Here is a 17,044-nt window from a genome sequence, read left to right as displayed (position 1 = left end):
GGTGATAAAATGCTTAATGAGACAAAAGAATTATTAAAAGACTACTATGGAATAGATGATGATACTTTTAAACTATCGCAAGAAATAATGGAAGAAATAAAAGATAAGTTTGAAGAAATAAAAGAAATAAGAGAATATAATCAATATAAAGTTTTAAAAGCTATGCAAGAATCTAAACTAAGTGATATGCACTTTAACTGGACTACAGGATATGGATATAATGATATTGGTCGTGAAAAAATAGAGGAAATTTATTCTAAAGTATTTAATACAGAAGATGCTCTTGTAAGACCAATAATTGTAAATGGTACACATGCACTTACTTTATGTATACAAGGTATAGTTAGACCAGGAGATGAAATTTTATCTGTTACTGGTAGACCATATGATACTTTAGAGGGAGTTATAGGCATAAGAGAAGAAAAAGGTTCATTGAAAGAGTATGGTGTTACATATGATGATGTAGATTTTTTAGAGGATGGAAACTTAGATTTAGAAGGAATTAAAAACAAAATAAATGATAGAACTAAACTCGTTATGATACAAAGGTCAAAAGGATATTCTTGGAGAAAATCACTTTCAATTAGTGATATAAAAGAAGCTATAGAAGTAATAAAGTCTGTTAAACCAGAAGCTATAGTAATGGTTGATAATTGTTATGGTGAGTTTTTAGATACCAAAGAGCCTACTGATGTTGGAGCAGATGTTATGGCTGGCTCTTTAATAAAAAATCCTGGTGGTGGGCTTGCATTGACAGGTGGATATATAGCTGGTAGAAAAGATTTGATTGAGCTTATATCTTATAGAATGACTTCTCCTGGAATAGGAAAAGAATGTGGTCTTACTTTTGGAACAACTAGAAATGTACTTCAGGGTTTTTTCTTGGCGCCTTATATAGTATCTCAGGCTGTAATGGGAGCTATCTTTTGCTCAAGAGCTTTTGAAAAATTAGGATATGATGTATTACCAAAATATGATGACTTAAGAAGTGATATTATTCAATGTATTAGACTTAATAATGCTGATGAAGTAATAAGTTTTTGTGAAGGTATACAAGAAGCTGCACCAGTCGATTCTTATGTAAAACCTGTTCCTTGGGACATGCCTGGATACGAAAGTGAAGTCATAATGGCAGCAGGAGCATTTATACAAGGTTCTTCTATAGAATTAAGTGCAGATGCTCCAATAAGACCTCCTTATAATGTTTATTTTCAAGGTGGACTTACATTTGACCATTCAAAAATGGGGACTTTAAAAGCGATTGAATTTATAAAAAAACTGAAAAAATAAGCATATTTTTTTTTTTAAAGGTCAAAATATTTATTAGTATATTATGATGAAAATTGAAGGGTGATAATATGAAAGAGCAAATTAAAGAAAAAGTAAATTCTCTACAAGATGAAATGATTTCTTCAATACAAGAAAGTGTAAAAATACCTAGTGTTATATCTGAAGCAACTGAAAATTGTCCATTTGGTGAAAATGTAGATAAAGCTTTAAGAGGTATCTTAGACTTATGTAAATCTTTAGGATTTAAGACAGTATACAAAGATGGATATTATGGATATGCAGAAATAGGACAAGGTGAAAAAATGATAGGTATACTTGGTCACGTTGATGTGGTTCCAGAAGGTGATTTAGAAAGCTGGAATTACCCTCCATTTGAAGCTGTTTTAGAAGATGGTAAATTGTATGGAAGAGGAACACAAGATGATAAAGGACCTACAATAGCAGCAATTTATGCAGTGAAAGCTCTTATGGATTTAAATGTAGACTTTAATAAGAGGATAAGATTCATTTTTGGGGCTGATGAAGAAAATCTTTGGAGATGTATAAATAAATATAAAGAAAATAATGAAGAAATACCAAACTATGGATTTACTCCAGATTCTAGATTCCCAATAACAAATGCAGAGAAAGGTCTTTTACAAGTTCATTTGACTTGTGATAGCAAAAGTGATATAGAGTTGTCAGTTGGAAAGGCTTTAAATGCAGTTCCAGGTAAAGCAATCTATATTGGAAAATACTCTGATAAATTAAAAAAAGAACTTGATAAATTAAATTTTGAATATACTGTTGAAGGTAATAAAATCTGTATAATTGGAAAGAGTGTCCATTCAGCAGCAAGTGATACTGGTATAAATGCAGTGGCTAGACTTTGTATAGCTCTTAATAATATAGGTATAGATTCTAATATAATTAAGTTTTTAGCAGAAGTTATTGGTGAAGATGCTAATGGAAACAATATAATTCCTAATTGCAAGGATGATGTATCAGGTAAACTAACAGTAAATATAGGTAGAGTAACTATTGATAACGAAAAAGAATTTGCAGGAATAGATGTAAGGATTCCAGTAACATACAAAAAGGATGATTTTGTAAAAGAGTTAAAGAAAATGACAGATAAATACAATTTAAATTATGAAGAATATGATTTCTTGGATTCAATCTATGTTCCAGAAGATACTCTTCTTGTTAAGACACTTAGAAAAGTATATGAAGAAGAAACTGGTCTTGATGGAACACCACTTTCATCTGGAGGAGCAACATACGCAAGAGCTTTAGATAATTGTGTTGCATTTGGAGCTATTTTTCCAGGAAAACCAGAAACAGAACACCAAGCTAATGAATACTTAATAGTAGAGGATATTATAAAAGCTACTCAAATATATGCTCTTTCTATTTACGAATTATTAAAGATTTAATATAATATAAGGCTGTCTTGTAATAGGATTTTTTCTAGTAAAAGACAGCTTTATTGTTGTATCATAAAATAAATGATATGGATATTTAATGGATATAAAAATAGGAGTAATATTTATATTAGGAGGAACTATATGAAAATAGCAATATTTTTAGGAGCAGGAGCTTCAGCAGCAGAGAATCTACCTATTCAAAATGAACTTTTTAGCGAATATTTTAAAAAACTAAATCCCACAAATTATAATACCAAAATGAATAGAGAATTGTATATTTTCTTTAAACAGATGTTCAATATTGATATAGTAAAAGATAATATAGATAATGCAAATTTTCCTACCTTTGAAGAAGTTTTAGGTCTTTTAGACTTAGCAGAACAAAGAAAAGAAGCATTTAGAAATTTTGGACTAGAAAATCTAAATAACAGAAGTGATAGTATACGTTTTTTAAGACAATATTTAATACTACTAATGGCTGAAGCAATTCATAATACACCTAGAACAGATAATAAATATCATAAACTTTTAGTTGAAAATCTTTTGGAAAATGATTTGCTTCTTGATACTACTTTTATTAGTGCAAATTATGATATACATATAGACAATACAGTTACTGGATTAAGAGATAAGAATGATTTGCCAATTATGCTTGATTATGGTGTGGAGTTTACAAATTTTAAAGAGGAGTTAAATTGGAGAAAACCAAAAGAACCATTAATCAAATTATATAAGATACATGGGTCATTGAATTGGCTTTATTGCCCCATTTGTAATAGTGTAACTCTTACACCACATGAAGGTGGTGTCATGAAGCTTATTGAAAATAGTTCAGAGACAAAATGTTTAGAGTGTGGTGAGTTAACAGAACCTATTATAGTGCCACCAACATATTTTAAGAATATGTCAAACATATTTTTAAGTAATGTTTGGAATGAAACAGAAAAAACTTTAAGAGATACTGACCTTTTAATATTTTGTGGATATTCATTTCCTGAAGCTGATATGCACATAAAATACATGTTAAAAAGAGTGCAGACTAATAGAAAAAAACCTCCTCTTAAGATAATGGTTTTTAATAATCATTCACAAAAACAGAGAATTACTTTAAAGAAAGAAGAAGGAAGGTATAAACGTTTTTTGGGTGAAGATGTTATATTTACTGATAATTCTTTCCAAGATTTTTCGGTAAATCCCTTGAGGTTTATAAAAAATATATAGTAGTATGGTATATAATGGAATAAAATCTGATAGAAATAAAATGAATTTAGGTATATAATAGAAAATAAAAACATAGGGGGTATATAAAGATGAAGGTTTTTGATTTAACTCATGTGACACATAATGACATGCCTGTATATGCAGAGCCTAATAGACCAGATATCAAGAAAGTAGCTATTATTGAAGAAAATGGTTATCAAGAAACATTAATTAGTGTATTTTCTCACAATGGAACTCATATGGATTCACCAAGACATATGTATACTAAAGGTGAGACCCTAGATAAGTTGGATATAGAAAATTTTGTTGGGAAAGCTTATGTATTGGAACTTGAAAAGGGAAATGAGAATATAGAATTAGAATATCTAAAAAAATATGAAGATGAAATAAAAAATAGTGATTTTATAATATTTAAATCAGGTTGGTCAAAATTTTGGGATAAAAAGCAGTACTATGTAGGTTATCCTACATTAACAAAAGAAGCTGCAAACTATATAGCTAATACTAATATAAAAGGCATAGGAATAGATATGCTATCAGTGGATAGATATGACACATCAGTATTTGAAGTGCATCATATTTTATTTGAAAAAGGAAAAATAATCATAGAAAATCTTACAAATTTAGAAACTGTTCCAGAAAAATTTCTATTTATAGCAGCACCATTTAAGTATAATGATGCTGATGGAGCTCCAGTAAGAGCAATAGCTATAGTAGAATAATACCTCACAATGATATTATGATGAAGTGTTTAAGGAGAAAAGTATGAGTGATTTAAATAATAAAAAAGAACAAGATGAAAATGAATCTAGCATGAATGAAACTAAAATATATGATATTTTGGATAAATTAAATGTTGAATATGATGTAGTAGAGCATGAAGCTGTATATACAGCAGAGCAATTAGTCATTTTAGATGGAATAACAAAGGGGTGTCAATGTAAAAATTTATTTTTAAGAAATGCCAAAGGAAATAAGTATTATCTTATTGTAGTTAAAGGAGAAAAACAAGTTGATTTAAACTCACTTAAAGATAAGATAGGAAGTTCTAGATTATCGTTTGCTTCACCTGAAAGACTATACAATGTACTTAAACTTCTTCCTGGAAGTGTAAATCCTTTTTCATTAATAAATGATACAGAAAGAAAAGTTGAGCTTTACATAGATAAAGATGTAATTAAAGAAGATTACTTAAATTTTCATCCTAACATAAATACTAAAACTGTAAATATATCTAGAAAAGGTTTTGAAGAATTTTTGGAATATTTAAAATATCCAATACAAAGTATAGATGTTTAGGTTTTAATAATAGGATAAATTTCAATTAGCTAATCGAGGGGAGAAAAAATGTTTGGAGTAATAGCAAATAGTCTAGCAATTGCAGGTGGATGTATAGTAGGTCTTATAATAAAAGGAGGATTACCTCAAAGAGTAAGCGATACTATAATGAATGGAATTGCTTTATGTGTATTGTACATTGGTATATCAGGAGCACTAGAAGGAAAAAACACATTAGTGACAATAATATCTGTAGCTGTAGGTGCTCTGATAGGAGAATTAATAGATATTGACAAATGGGTAAATAAGTTGGGTGCTTTTTTACAAAGTAAATTTTCTAAAGGAAATAAAAAAGATTCTATAGCAGAGGGTTTTATATCATCTAGTTTATTATTCTGTATAGGAGCCATGGCAGTAGTTGGTTCATTAGAAAGTGGTCTTACAGGAAGTCATGATACTTTATTTGTAAAATCTGTTATAGATGGAATAGCTTCAATTATATTTACTGCTTCTTTAGGTATAGGTGTAATGTTTTCTGCAATATCTGTATTTTTGTATGAAGGTATTATATGTGTGGGAGCATCATTTTTAAATGGATTTTTAAGTGATCCTGTAGTCACAGAAATGACAGCAGCTGGAAGTTTATTAATTATAGGACTTGGTCTAAATGTACTTAAATTAACGAATATAAAAGTAGCCAATTTGTTACCAGCTATATTTATACCAATATTATTTGGCGTATTTGGAATAATTTAAAAATAATTTAAAGAGTAATAACCTAAGATTTGTCTAAATTTTTTAGAAACTTTAGACAAATTTTTTATTTAGAAGGAAAATAGCTTTTATCATCAAATTAATAATTATAGTATAAATAAGTTTAATATTATGATTATAAAGTTTATATTAAATTTATTTTATTGATGAAACTAATGGGGAGGTTAAAACTCAATGATTACTTTTGATGTAAATGGAGCTATTATCAGATTTGATGATACAAAAAATAATTATAATAAGATAAGGAAAATCTTTAAATTATATGCTTTGGAAATATCTAAAAACTTTGAGAGAGATTGTTTAAATAGTTTTCAAAATCTAAAGCAAATATCTGATAGAGGTTTAAGTTTAGGAGAAAAATATATAGAAGAGTCTTTTAAGAAAGGAATTGAGACTATAGTAAGTTTTGGAATTATAACTATAGATATCGATACCTTTAAAAGTGTTTATTGTGAAAAATATTTAGATTTTAAGAGACTTTTTAATAATTTGAATAAAACTTTTATTATACCAAATAAAAATAAAAAAAATGGCCACGCGAGCTTCTTAGAAATAGAATCGACAATAAAGAAAATGAGCAATTATTTATACAATGATTGTTTTAAAATTCATTATGCTGTTGTAGATGCCCTTATAGAAAATCGTATAACTGCGGTACATTCTTATATTGATGAAGAATCTATAAAAAAATCTAATGCCTTATTTAATAATTATAAAGATGGTTTTATTGGGAAGGCTGACGAATGCAAAGTAGTAAAACAAATAATAACTTTAAATCCATATAGGGAAGATGTATACGAATTTTTGGTAAAAGAAGATGGAGATTTTAGTAAGGAAATTGAGAGATTGACTGAATTTTTAGGCTATGATATAAGAGAATATAAAGCGTCATTAATGGATATTTATATAAATGAGTTAATGGAGAGCGATGAAAATGATGTTGAAAATGCAAAAGAAAAGATTGAAAAATATGCTAGATATATTGGATGTAGTGATGAGAATTTATATGTAGCAAGAGTTAATGCCATATATACTTTTGCAAATGCATAATTTTATTAAACATTAAATATTAGATGTTCGATTATATAAATTTAAATAAAAAAATATCCTTATTAATAACAAATAGTTTATATTAAAAACCATTCTTTAAATGAGTGGTTTTTTATTTTGAATATATATATTCTAAACCTAATAGCATTCCTATCTTTAATTAGCCAAAAATCAACTGGATTTCATATAGACTACATAATTTTAAATTACTAAAAAAGACAATATGTTGACAAATATGGAATATGTTGATAAAATGAAATAGTCAATATGGTGTCTTAATTTAAAAATTTATTTATGTTGCATTAGATAAAGCTGTTTTATATAAAACATAAATAATTATTATAAGGAGAAATAGATTATGAAAGTAAATGTATACAATGTAGAATCATTTGTGGATGAAAGACTTAAGATTATGGTTTCGGACTTAATTCAAAATACTAAACTTAAAATAAGTGTGAAAATGGAATTTCCATGGTGCAAGGGAGAAGAATTTTCATCTTATGGAGTGTTTTGTTCAAATGAAAAAGGAGAAGTAGATTTAGATTTAGTTGAACCTATAGAAGGTACTTATAAGGCTGATAATTGTATGGGGTTAATTTATTCGCTGGAAAAATCTAAAACTGAAGGTAAAAATTTTGCAGAAAATATATCTATTGATAAACCAATAATTATGAATATGATATTTGAAACTTCTATTGAAAGAAAAGAAGTTGAATTAAAGAGAATATTTAAATCAGAAGATATTACCACAAAATACATATCTGATGAGTTTATAGGAAAATTATTTTATAAACAAAATTCTAATAATAAAACAATTTTAATGCTAGGTGGTTCTGATGGAAATTTAGACGCTCTAGACCTTTTAGCAGCTCCACTTGCATCTAGAGGATTCAATGTACTAACAGTTGCATACTTTGCTTTAGAAGGGTTACCAGATAAATTAGAAGAGGTTCCATTAGAATATTTTGAAAAAGTATTTGAGTGGATTAGTGAAAATGAAATTACCAGTACTAAAGAAATATTTGTACATGGGACATCAAAGGGTGGAGAATTGGCCTTTTTACTTGCTTCAAGATATGAACAAATTAAAAAGGTTGTAGTATCACAACCTCACATTTATTGTTTCCAAGCTCTTAATGGATTGATGAGTGGAAATGATACTTCATCATGGTCATATAAAGGAGAGCCATTTCCATATATCAAAGTAGACAATGATATATTCTTTGAAGAACAGAAAAAAAATATATCAAAAGGTATTCCATTTGGATTTAATAGTACTTATAAGAAAAGTCTTAAAAGAGCAGAGAATAGAAAAGAGGCTAGAATAAAAATAGAAAATTCCAAAGCAGATATACTTATGATTGCTGGAAAAGAAGATAACATATGGAATAGTTATGAAGCTTGTTTAAAGGCATTAGAAATCTTTGAAGAAAATAATTATCCATATAACGTAGAATTATTAACATACAATAATATGGGTCATCCGTTACCAATTCCATATATTATGCCTCTAAAGGAGACTTTATGTATGAGTATGAGTGGAGGGATTTTTTCTTCAGGTGGAACTGTAGAAGGAAATTCAAAAGGACAGTTTGAATCATGGAATAGAACTATTGAATTTTATAAAAAACCTTTATCAAGTGATTTAAATAACTAATATTAAGTGATTTAAGTAACTAAAAATGAAGCGGTCTTTCTATATATGCACAAAATCTATCAATTTTATAGATTTAATTTATTGTTTATATAATTTGCATGTTATATACTAATTTTAATGACATTGATAATTTATAAACAATTATAAAGTTGTAAACTTATAAGAGTTATTGAAAGGTGGAGTGAAGTTATGGAAAGACTCGCTAGAAGGGAACAACCTCATATAAAATTTGGAATGTTTAAGATAAGAATTCCATTTATACATTACAGATTTGAGAAACCAGAAGCTATTCAAGGTATAATATCAAGTATGACAAGTTTAGGCACAATTGGCCTTAGTACACAAATTTTGGGATTACCCTATGAAGTGGCATGGAGTATGGCTATCATTAACTCAATATTATACTGTTTGCATGTTTTTATGGGAGACCCAGTTGTACCTGGCTGGATTACAGCTTCTATAACTCTTACAACTGCATATTTGTTAAAGTTCAGCATGGGCATTGAAAGAATACAAGCATTAACAGCTTTACAAATAGATTTAGGAATAATATTTATTTTAATGGGTATAACTGGTGTAGCTGGAAAGTTAGTTAGTAAGATACCAAATTCTATTAAAGGTGGAATACTAATGGGTGTCGGTATATCGACTATAATATCAGAGTTTAATCCTAAAGGGAGATTTGATTCTTATCCTATATCTATAACAGTAGGAATTTTGGTTGCTTGTTTTGTAATGTTTTCTGAAAGATTTGATACTCTAAAAGTTAAGAATAAGTTTTTATTTCATTTAGGAGAATATGGTGTAGTATCAGCTATTTTAGTGAGTTTAATAGTAGGTATATTTAGTAAAGAAATAGAAATTCCTAGATTTAGTTTTGACAATTTAGTTTACATAGTAGATTTTAAAAATCTGATAAATACAGTATCTCCTTTTGGAATAGGTTTTCCAAGTGTAATGTTATTTATACAAGGGATACCAATGGCTTTTATGATATACATAATTGCCTTTGGTGATTTTATAACAGGTGAAAACTTAGTACTTTCTGAAAGTGAAAATAGAAAAGATGAATATATAGATTTCAATTCAAATAGGTCTAATGTTATAAGTGGGATAAGAAATATTTTTATGGCAATCTTTTCTCCATATATACCAATGTGCGGTCCATTAGCTGCGACACTTACAGGAAGTGTTGCTCAAAGGTACAAGGTTGGAAAGGAAGCCATGCAGTCTGTTTTTAGTGGCATGGGTACATTAGTATGGGTTTCAGCAATTTTTATCTGTTTTTATCCAATTGCGCAGATTGCTACACCTCTTATACCATTAGCATTGTCAGTAACACTTTTAGTTCAAGGATATTTATGTACAAAGCTATCAATGGAGCTATGTAATACAGGTGTTGAGAAGGGATTGATTGGACTTATGGGAGGTGTAATTGCTGCTAAAGGCGGAACATGGGGACTTGCTGTAGGTTTTATACTGTATTTCATTTTAATTGATTCTAAAAAAAGAAAAGAAAAAGATATTAATTCAATAGAAGATTGTGTATATGAAATATTAGACAAAAAGAAGAGTATTTAAAGGAAAATCTGAGTTGCTGTTATCTATTAATAGATTAATTGCAACTCATGTTTTATTTATAAGTTTTAGGAATTGCAAAAAAATGCAAAGCTTTTTCTTGACATAATTTCTTGATATGTTACTATAGTTATATAACATATGTGTTTTATAAAAATTTAATGGAGAGGTGAACATATATGCCACCTAAAGTAAAGATAACAAAAGAAATGATTTTGAATACAGTCTTGGATATTACAAGAGAAGTGGGATTTGAAGCTGTAAATGCGAGGAGTATTGCAAGTAAATTACAGTGTTCCACTCGACCAATTTTTACTTGTTACGAAAACATGAATGAATTAAAAAATGAATTTCTTGCTTTTGCATATGAATATTATAATCAGTATGTTGTTAATTATCGTAATTCTAAAAGTGTAAGCCCTTATTTACTGCTTCCGCTTTCATACATTGAATTTGCTCAAGAAGAAACGTATTTATTTAAGTTGTTATTTATAAATGATTTAGATTTGATGATGAAAGAGGCGAATGATTTTTATAAAGAAATTTACAATGAAAAAAAGGCAAGACTTTTTTCGGAAAGCATTGGAATAGATTTGGAATGTGCAAAAGTAATATTTTTAGATTTATTTCTTTATACTCATGGCATAGCTGTCTTAACAGCAACAAAAAAATTAACATTAGATAGATATAGTGCTGAAAAAATGTTGAAAAATATATTAACAGCTTTTATAAGACAAGAAAAACCAGATTGGAATTTGTCTATTTGATGTTTATTAACTAATATAGAAGAGGTGAAATTATGGAAACAAAACAATACTTAATTGACTTTTATAATACTTATGATGAAGATAGTCGACTTGCATTAAAACATGGAATGGTGGAATTTCTCACTACTATGCATTACATTGATAAGTACATAAAATCAGGTGATTGTGTGCTTGAAATTGGCGCTGCAACTGGTCGTTATTCTCACACACTGGCACGTCAGGGATATGATGTTGACGCAGTGGAATTAGTCGAACATAATATAGAGGTTTTCCATAAAAATACTCAATCAAATGAAAATATAAGCATTACTCAGGGTAATGCTATGGATTTATCTGTTTTCCCAGATAATAAATATGATATTACGTTACTGTTAGGACCACTATATCATCTTTATAACAAAGAAGATAAACAACAAGCTTTACATGAGGCAATTCGTGTAACAAAACCTGGTGGTGTGGTTTTTGCTGCATATGTTATATCTGATGGCTGTCTCATTGACGAGGGGTTCCATAGAGGAAATATTAATGTATCTGAATATATTGAAAAAGGTTTGATTGATCCACAGACATTTGCTGCTAAGTCTGAACCAAAGGATTTGTTTGAGCTTGTACGTAAAGAAAACATTGATGATTTGATGTCTGCATTTAATGTAACTAGACTGCATTATGTCGCATCAGATGGTTTGGCTTTGTATATGCGTGAAGCAGTAGACTCTATGGATGATGATGCATTTGCATTATATTTAAAATATCACCTTGCTACTTGTGAACGTGAAGATTTAGTAGGGGTTACAAGTCATGCAATTGACATATTTAGAAAATAAGGAATATGCTTGTTTATGTCTCTGGTGATGTTGCTCGGAGATATAAGTAAGTGTATCTGTATAAAATAAAAACAAGTATAGGGATAGAAAATTATGTAAAGTCAAAATTTTCTATCCCTATAGCTTTTAAAAAATCATATTAAAACTTGTATAAAAAATGGCTATTTTTTATATACATTCTTACTGAGAACGTAAGCGTTCTGTAAGTGATTTTTTTTCTATATTTCTTACAAGTAATTCAGTCACTAAAACTTGTATACCAATTAATACGAATGAAAAAATTAAAATAGTAAATATAGAAAATTTAAAATTAATAAAGTCTAATCTAATTACATCTTTTATAAAAGTGCAAAGTAGATTTGAACCAAAATAACCTAGTATACTTGAAGTACATATAGCTTTGATACTTATGTTTAGACCTTCTCTATAAAGCATATTTCGCAGTTGCTTTCTTGTCATTCCAACGGCTTGAAGTAATGCAAACTCTTTTTTTCTAATTAAAACGCTGTTTATTAGGGTATTGGTCATATTTAGTATACCAAAGCAAGAAATTAAACCAACAAAAATGTATGAAGCTATAATTATATATTGAAATGCTCTAGTAATCATTCTATAATCATCTTCATATGAATAAAGCATTAAATTTGAATTTTTCTGAATTATACTTAACAACTTTTCTTCAACTTCTTTAGAATGCTTTTTATCTATTAAAATAGAAAAATCTAAATTTGTATTATATGGTGTTAGAGATTCTAAAGTTTTGTCTGAAGCAAAAAACATACCTCCTGTATTGGAATTGTCAATGATTCCTATAATTTTCATTTTCTTTTTAATAATATCATTTCCACTAAAGATATTAAATGTAACTGTATCTCCAACTTTTAAATTTAATCCATAATATTTTGTTCTATATTTATTTATAATTAAACTATCTGAATCTAAATGTGTATAGTCTATTTTTCCACTGACAATATATTCTTCAAGTGATTTTGAAAGTTCAGGCGTAATACCTTTAATTAGAGTAATAAATTGTTTTTCGTCTCTATCTTTGATGTAAGGTTCTATAATATTACTTTTAATTGATTTGGATTCAATTAATTTTTTTACTCCATGAATAGATTTAATTTCATTCTTAAGAGAATCTGTTAGTGGATTATTTTGTTGGATTTCTGTAATATGCTCATATAAGTTATCACTCTTAATGCTAATTATATAATCTTCGTTATAGACAAATTGTTGAGATAGTTGTTTTTTGAAATCTATTGAATTAGCAAGATTAGCGATTGAAATAAATAAAACTCCACTAATGCTTAGCGATATTAATGCAATCAAATTTTTTTTTCTATTTGACTCGATATTCTTTAATGCTAGATTTTTTATATTTATATAACTAAAATTTTTTGCTTTTTTTCTAAATTTAGTTTCTGTATATTGCATGGCTTCAATAGCAGATATTTTAGAAATAATTCTAGCTGGTTTAAATAAAGAAATTCTAACAGTTAAAAACATTACCAGTGATAAAATTAAAATTATAAATAAATCAGCTATCATTTGCCATGCTAATGGTTGAATTATGTAAGCAATTATACAAGAAGCTATAACCCCTAATGGAATAAAAATAATTGACAAAATATTTCCTTGTAGAGAAATAATCTTTTTTAACTGAAAAGAAGTCATACCTAACGATTTCAACTTAGCATACATCTGAACTGAATTAACAACTGAAATATAAAAAATACTATATATAACAAAAACGCTAGAAAAAAGAACAACTATTCCAACTACTAAAACTGTAATAATCTGCTCACCATCAATTAAATTTGATTCAATATAGTTATCATTTAAGTATATATTATATTTCTTAATACCTAAAGATAAACCAATTTTCTTTAACTGTGTCTTAATTGAAGCTGAATCTTTCTCTGTATTTTCTTCTGATAGTTTAACTAATACATCTACAGTATCAGGTCTTGACTCGTCAAAAGTATTACTTTTATTTTGTAAAGGTGTAGAAGCTATATTCTTAAAATAATCATTTGAAACGACTGTATAGTATTGCTTGGCATTATCTTGATAATAATTTTCTAGAAATCCAACAATAATAAAATCACATTGAACTTCTTTATTCGTAATATCATCATAATAATTTAATTTAATGCTATCTCCAATATCTTTATCTAAACCAAATTCCTGTAAATATTTTTCTGAAATAGCAATTTCATTTTTATTTGTAGGTAGTTTGCCTTTCAATGGTTGAAAATTCATAAGTTTAATTGCTGTATCATCTGCATAAACAATCGACATAATACAATCTGTCTTTTTATTACTTCCAATTAATTTGTAAGTTCCTACGCCACTAAAGTTTTTATCTTTATATAGTATATTTTTTGCTTTTTCATCTACAGATTTATATATAGCATGATATGGAGATGCATTAACTAAATCTACAGAGGCATTATATGAAACTAAGGTCACTGTTAATAATAAACATGTAGAAATCATTATAATGATACCTGAAAGATATGTTTTAAGTTTATTAATTTTTAAATCATTTAAAGCTATTTTTCTTATAAATGTGCGATTATTATTTCTAAACATATACTACACCTCCTAGTTAACAATTTTTCCATCTTCAATACGAATAATTCTATCAGTTAGTTGTGCAATTTCATTATTGTGTGTAATCATTACAATTGTTTGGTTGAATTTTTTACTTGTCACTTTAAGTAAACTCAGTACATCTGAACTAGTTCTACTATCAAGGTTACCTGTTGGTTCATCAGCTAGTATAATAGCTGGTTTTGTTACAAGTGCTCTAGCTATAGCAACACGTTGCTGTTGACCACCAGAAAGATTACTTGGCATATCATATAATTTTTCTTCAAGAGAAAGCATATTTATAATTTCATTTATAAAATCCTTATCTATGGTCTCTCCATCCAATCCTATTGGTAAGATAATATTTTCATATACATTAAGTAAAGGAACAAGATTATAATTTTGAAATATAAAACCTATATTTCTGCGTCTAAAGATTGTAAGCTGTTCATCAGTCATAGTAGATAATTCCTTACCCTTTATAATAACCTTTCCAGATGTAGGATTATCTAATCCTCCCATCATATTTAATAATGTGGATTTGCCACTACCAGATGTACCTACAATAGAAATAAATTCGCCTTTTTCAATAGATAGAGTTACACCATCAAGAGCTTTTGTAATGTTTGAACTTTGTCCATAATATTTCTTTAAATTAATTACTTGTAAAATACTCATAATAATACCTCCTTAACATCTTGTAAATACAGTATAAAACCAAAATGTTGCAGAATCATTACAAATGAAATATTTAAAAATTTATTTATTAGGTAAGAAAATAGAAAAAGTCGACCCTTTTCCAATATCTGATGTAACTTTAATATAGCCACCTTGAAGAGATATAATTTTTCTTGAAAGATAGAGACCTATTCCAATACCTTCTATGTCATGGACATCTTCTTCACGATAAAATCTTTTAAAGATTTCTGCTTGATGACTTTCTGATATTCCTTTTCCATTATCAATAATATCTATTTTTGTATACATAACCCAACATTCTGTAGCTACATGTATCTTACCATTAGAATTTGTGTATTTTACAGCATTATCTAATATATTAAAAATAGCTTCAGAAGTCCATTTCTTGTCATGAATTATATATAAATTTGGGTCACAATCAACTGTAACTTCAATATTCTTTTTTTCAGCATCAAACAAAATTCCACTAAGTGCTGTAGCAATTGTTTCATAAATTGAATTTTTCTTTTTAGATAGTGTGATTATACCTGTCTCTAGTCTGGAGGTTTTTACCATAGATTGCATTAAAAAATCTAATTTATCTAATTGGTTTTCCATATCCATTAAAAAATCCTTTTGAATTTCTGTTTTAAATGTTTGATTTAGTAGAGTAGTATTAATCATTTTTAAATTTGCAATAGGAGTTTTAATTTGATGAGATATATCAGAAACTAGTTCTTGTAAATCAGCTTTCTCTATAGCAATACTATTGCGATTTTCTTGAATAACTTCATACATTCTAATTAATCTGTGATTGATACGTGATAAAATAGTTTCTTCTTCTAATTCAATTTCAATATTGTCTTCACTATTCATCATACTATCTAAAGTGTGACATATTTTAGAACAAAATATAACTATTTTTTTATGAAGTAAAAATATTGTTAATGCTATAAATCCACAAAGTACTATTGTATATATTAATAATAGAGCAATTAGTTTTAAATCATCAGTTATTAGATAAATTGAGATACTAAATAAAATAGCTGTAAAAATTATACCAACAGCAATTATTAAATAAATAGAACTAAAAGAAAATTTTTTAAAATTCATTTCTTTCACCTAACCACATATATCCCATACCATATACCGTTTTGATATACTTAAGATTGTCTTTTTCAATTTTGCTTCTAATCCTACTTATAACAGATGTTAAAGTATGTTCATCTACAAAGTTAGCATCTATATCCCAGAGTTTTTCTAAAAGTACTTTCCTTGTTAAAATACTTTTAGGATTTTCAGTAAGCAGTTTTAAAGTACGATATTCTAATGGTGTAAATATAATTTGATTTCCATTTATATTGGCAGATAACTCAGAAAAGTTAATTTCAAGATATCCATCCCTATAGTAATCTTGTTTTGTTTTTACTGTAAGATGATTTAAAAAAGCTTTAACTTTCTGTTTAAATATATTGATATTAAATGGTTTTGTTATATAATCCAAAGCTCCAAGTTCATAGCCTTTAATCATATCACATTCCATATCATTAGCAGTTAAAAAAATTATTGGTATATTGTAATTTTCCTTTATTTCATTACATAATTCAAACCCACTTTTATCTGGTAAATTAATATCCAAAATTATTAAATCAAATTCACATTCAAAAATAGACTTCAGTGCAGATTTAGCTGTAAATTTTGAAGTAATTATATATCCATCTTCAATTAGGTTATATGATAGAGTTTTATTTAATATAGAATCATCTTCTACTACTAATATTTTTTCCATACAGTTACTCCTTTTAGTTTAATATTTTATAATGTCAATTATAGACTAAAAACATTGCTGAATTGTTATAAACGAGAAAAAGTATTTAAAAATTTATATATTTAATAAAGAACCTGTCCTATGATAAATTCTAG

General features: G+C 27.5%; 15 protein-coding genes. 11 read left to right on the top strand and 4 right to left on the bottom strand.

The genetic code is table 11. From position 1 onward, the window contains the following. Positions 1-9 precede the first annotated feature (9 nt). The 11 genes from CDIF1296T_RS10385 to CDIF1296T_RS10335 all read left to right on the top strand — a co-directional run bounded on the left by CDIF1296T_RS10385 (position 10) and on the right by CDIF1296T_RS10335 (position 11,845). Positions 10-1,290 carry a methionine gamma-lyase family protein gene (locus CDIF1296T_RS10385; protein WP_009893362.1) on the top strand — a complete coding sequence of 427 codons (1,281 nt, stop codon included), beginning with the start codon at positions 10-12 and terminating at the stop codon, positions 1,288-1,290. A gap of 68 nt (positions 1,291-1,358) precedes the next feature. Continuing rightward, positions 1,359-2,705: a dipeptidase PepV gene (pepV, locus tag CDIF1296T_RS10380; protein ID WP_009897111.1), complete on the top strand. Its 1,347-nt coding sequence runs from the start codon at positions 1,359-1,361 to the stop codon at positions 2,703-2,705. Between the two features lie 132 nt (positions 2,706-2,837). Continuing rightward, the gene (locus CDIF1296T_RS10375) at positions 2,838-3,917 is read left to right on the top strand and encodes an SIR2 family protein (protein ID WP_003435274.1); all 1,080 of its coding nucleotides are present in this window, start codon (positions 2,838-2,840) and stop codon (positions 3,915-3,917) included. Between the two features lie 89 nt (positions 3,918-4,006). After that, positions 4,007-4,639, top strand: coding sequence for a cyclase family protein (locus CDIF1296T_RS10370; protein WP_009897109.1), 633 nt, complete (start codon positions 4,007-4,009; stop codon positions 4,637-4,639). 43 nt (positions 4,640-4,682) lie between these two features. Beyond that, positions 4,683-5,216 (top strand): prolyl-tRNA synthetase associated domain-containing protein, encoded by a 534-nt coding sequence (locus CDIF1296T_RS10365; RefSeq protein WP_003433028.1) that lies wholly within the window; start codon positions 4,683-4,685, stop codon positions 5,214-5,216. Positions 5,217-5,264: 48 nt separating this feature from the next. Then, positions 5,265-5,951 carry a DUF554 domain-containing protein gene (locus tag CDIF1296T_RS10360; RefSeq protein WP_003435276.1) on the top strand — a complete coding sequence of 229 codons (687 nt, stop codon included), beginning with the start codon at positions 5,265-5,267 and terminating at the stop codon, positions 5,949-5,951. A gap of 192 nt (positions 5,952-6,143) precedes the next feature. Next, positions 6,144-7,019, top strand: a complete 876-nt coding sequence (locus tag CDIF1296T_RS10355) for a hypothetical protein (RefSeq protein ID WP_003435278.1) — start codon at positions 6,144-6,146, stop codon at positions 7,017-7,019. Positions 7,020-7,377: 358 nt separating this feature from the next. Next, entirely contained in the window at positions 7,378-8,676 is a 1,299-nt protein-coding gene (locus CDIF1296T_RS10350; protein WP_009897103.1) for an acyl-CoA thioesterase/bile acid-CoA:amino acid N-acyltransferase family protein, read from the top strand. 189 nt (positions 8,677-8,865) lie between these two features. Further along, entirely contained in the window at positions 8,866-10,257 is a 1,392-nt protein-coding gene (locus CDIF1296T_RS10345; protein WP_009889936.1) for a benzoate/H(+) symporter BenE family transporter, read from the top strand. 176 nt (positions 10,258-10,433) lie between these two features. Then, a complete protein-coding gene (locus CDIF1296T_RS10340) occupies positions 10,434-11,021 on the top strand; it encodes a TetR/AcrR family transcriptional regulator (protein WP_009897096.1) in 588 nt (195 codons plus the stop codon). Between the two features lie 32 nt (positions 11,022-11,053). Further along, positions 11,054-11,845 carry a class I SAM-dependent methyltransferase gene (locus tag CDIF1296T_RS10335; protein WP_003435288.1) on the top strand — a complete coding sequence of 264 codons (792 nt, stop codon included), beginning with the start codon at positions 11,054-11,056 and terminating at the stop codon, positions 11,843-11,845. Positions 11,846-12,025: 180 nt separating this feature from the next. Here CDIF1296T_RS10335 and CDIF1296T_RS10330 read toward each other — a convergent pair whose 3' ends face one another. From CDIF1296T_RS10330 to CDIF1296T_RS10315, 4 genes are all read right to left on the bottom strand, one after another. Then, the gene (locus CDIF1296T_RS10330; RefSeq protein ID WP_009897095.1) at positions 12,026-14,443 is read right to left on the bottom strand and encodes an ABC transporter permease; all 2,418 of its coding nucleotides are present in this window, start codon (positions 14,441-14,443) and stop codon (positions 12,026-12,028) included. A gap of 12 nt (positions 14,444-14,455) precedes the next feature. Then, a complete protein-coding gene (locus CDIF1296T_RS10325) occupies positions 14,456-15,121 on the bottom strand; it encodes an ABC transporter ATP-binding protein (RefSeq protein ID WP_003435295.1) in 666 nt (221 codons plus the stop codon). Positions 15,122-15,202: 81 nt separating this feature from the next. After that, positions 15,203-16,234, bottom strand: a complete 1,032-nt coding sequence (locus CDIF1296T_RS10320) for a sensor histidine kinase (RefSeq protein ID WP_009897094.1) — start codon at positions 16,232-16,234, stop codon at positions 15,203-15,205. Continuing rightward, complete coding sequence (locus CDIF1296T_RS10315) at positions 16,224-16,910, bottom strand: response regulator transcription factor (RefSeq protein WP_009897092.1); 687 nt, start codon at positions 16,908-16,910, stop codon at positions 16,224-16,226. The genes CDIF1296T_RS10320 and CDIF1296T_RS10315 overlap by 11 nt, the downstream gene beginning before the upstream one ends. Positions 16,911-17,044 lie beyond the last annotated feature (134 nt).

The organism is Clostridioides difficile ATCC 9689 = DSM 1296, assembly GCF_001077535.1.
Taxonomy (GTDB): Bacteria; Bacillota; Clostridia; order Peptostreptococcales; family Peptostreptococcaceae; genus Clostridioides; species Clostridioides difficile.
The sequence above is the reverse complement of the archived record's forward strand: the minus strand, read 5'-3'. Positions and strand labels throughout refer to the sequence as shown.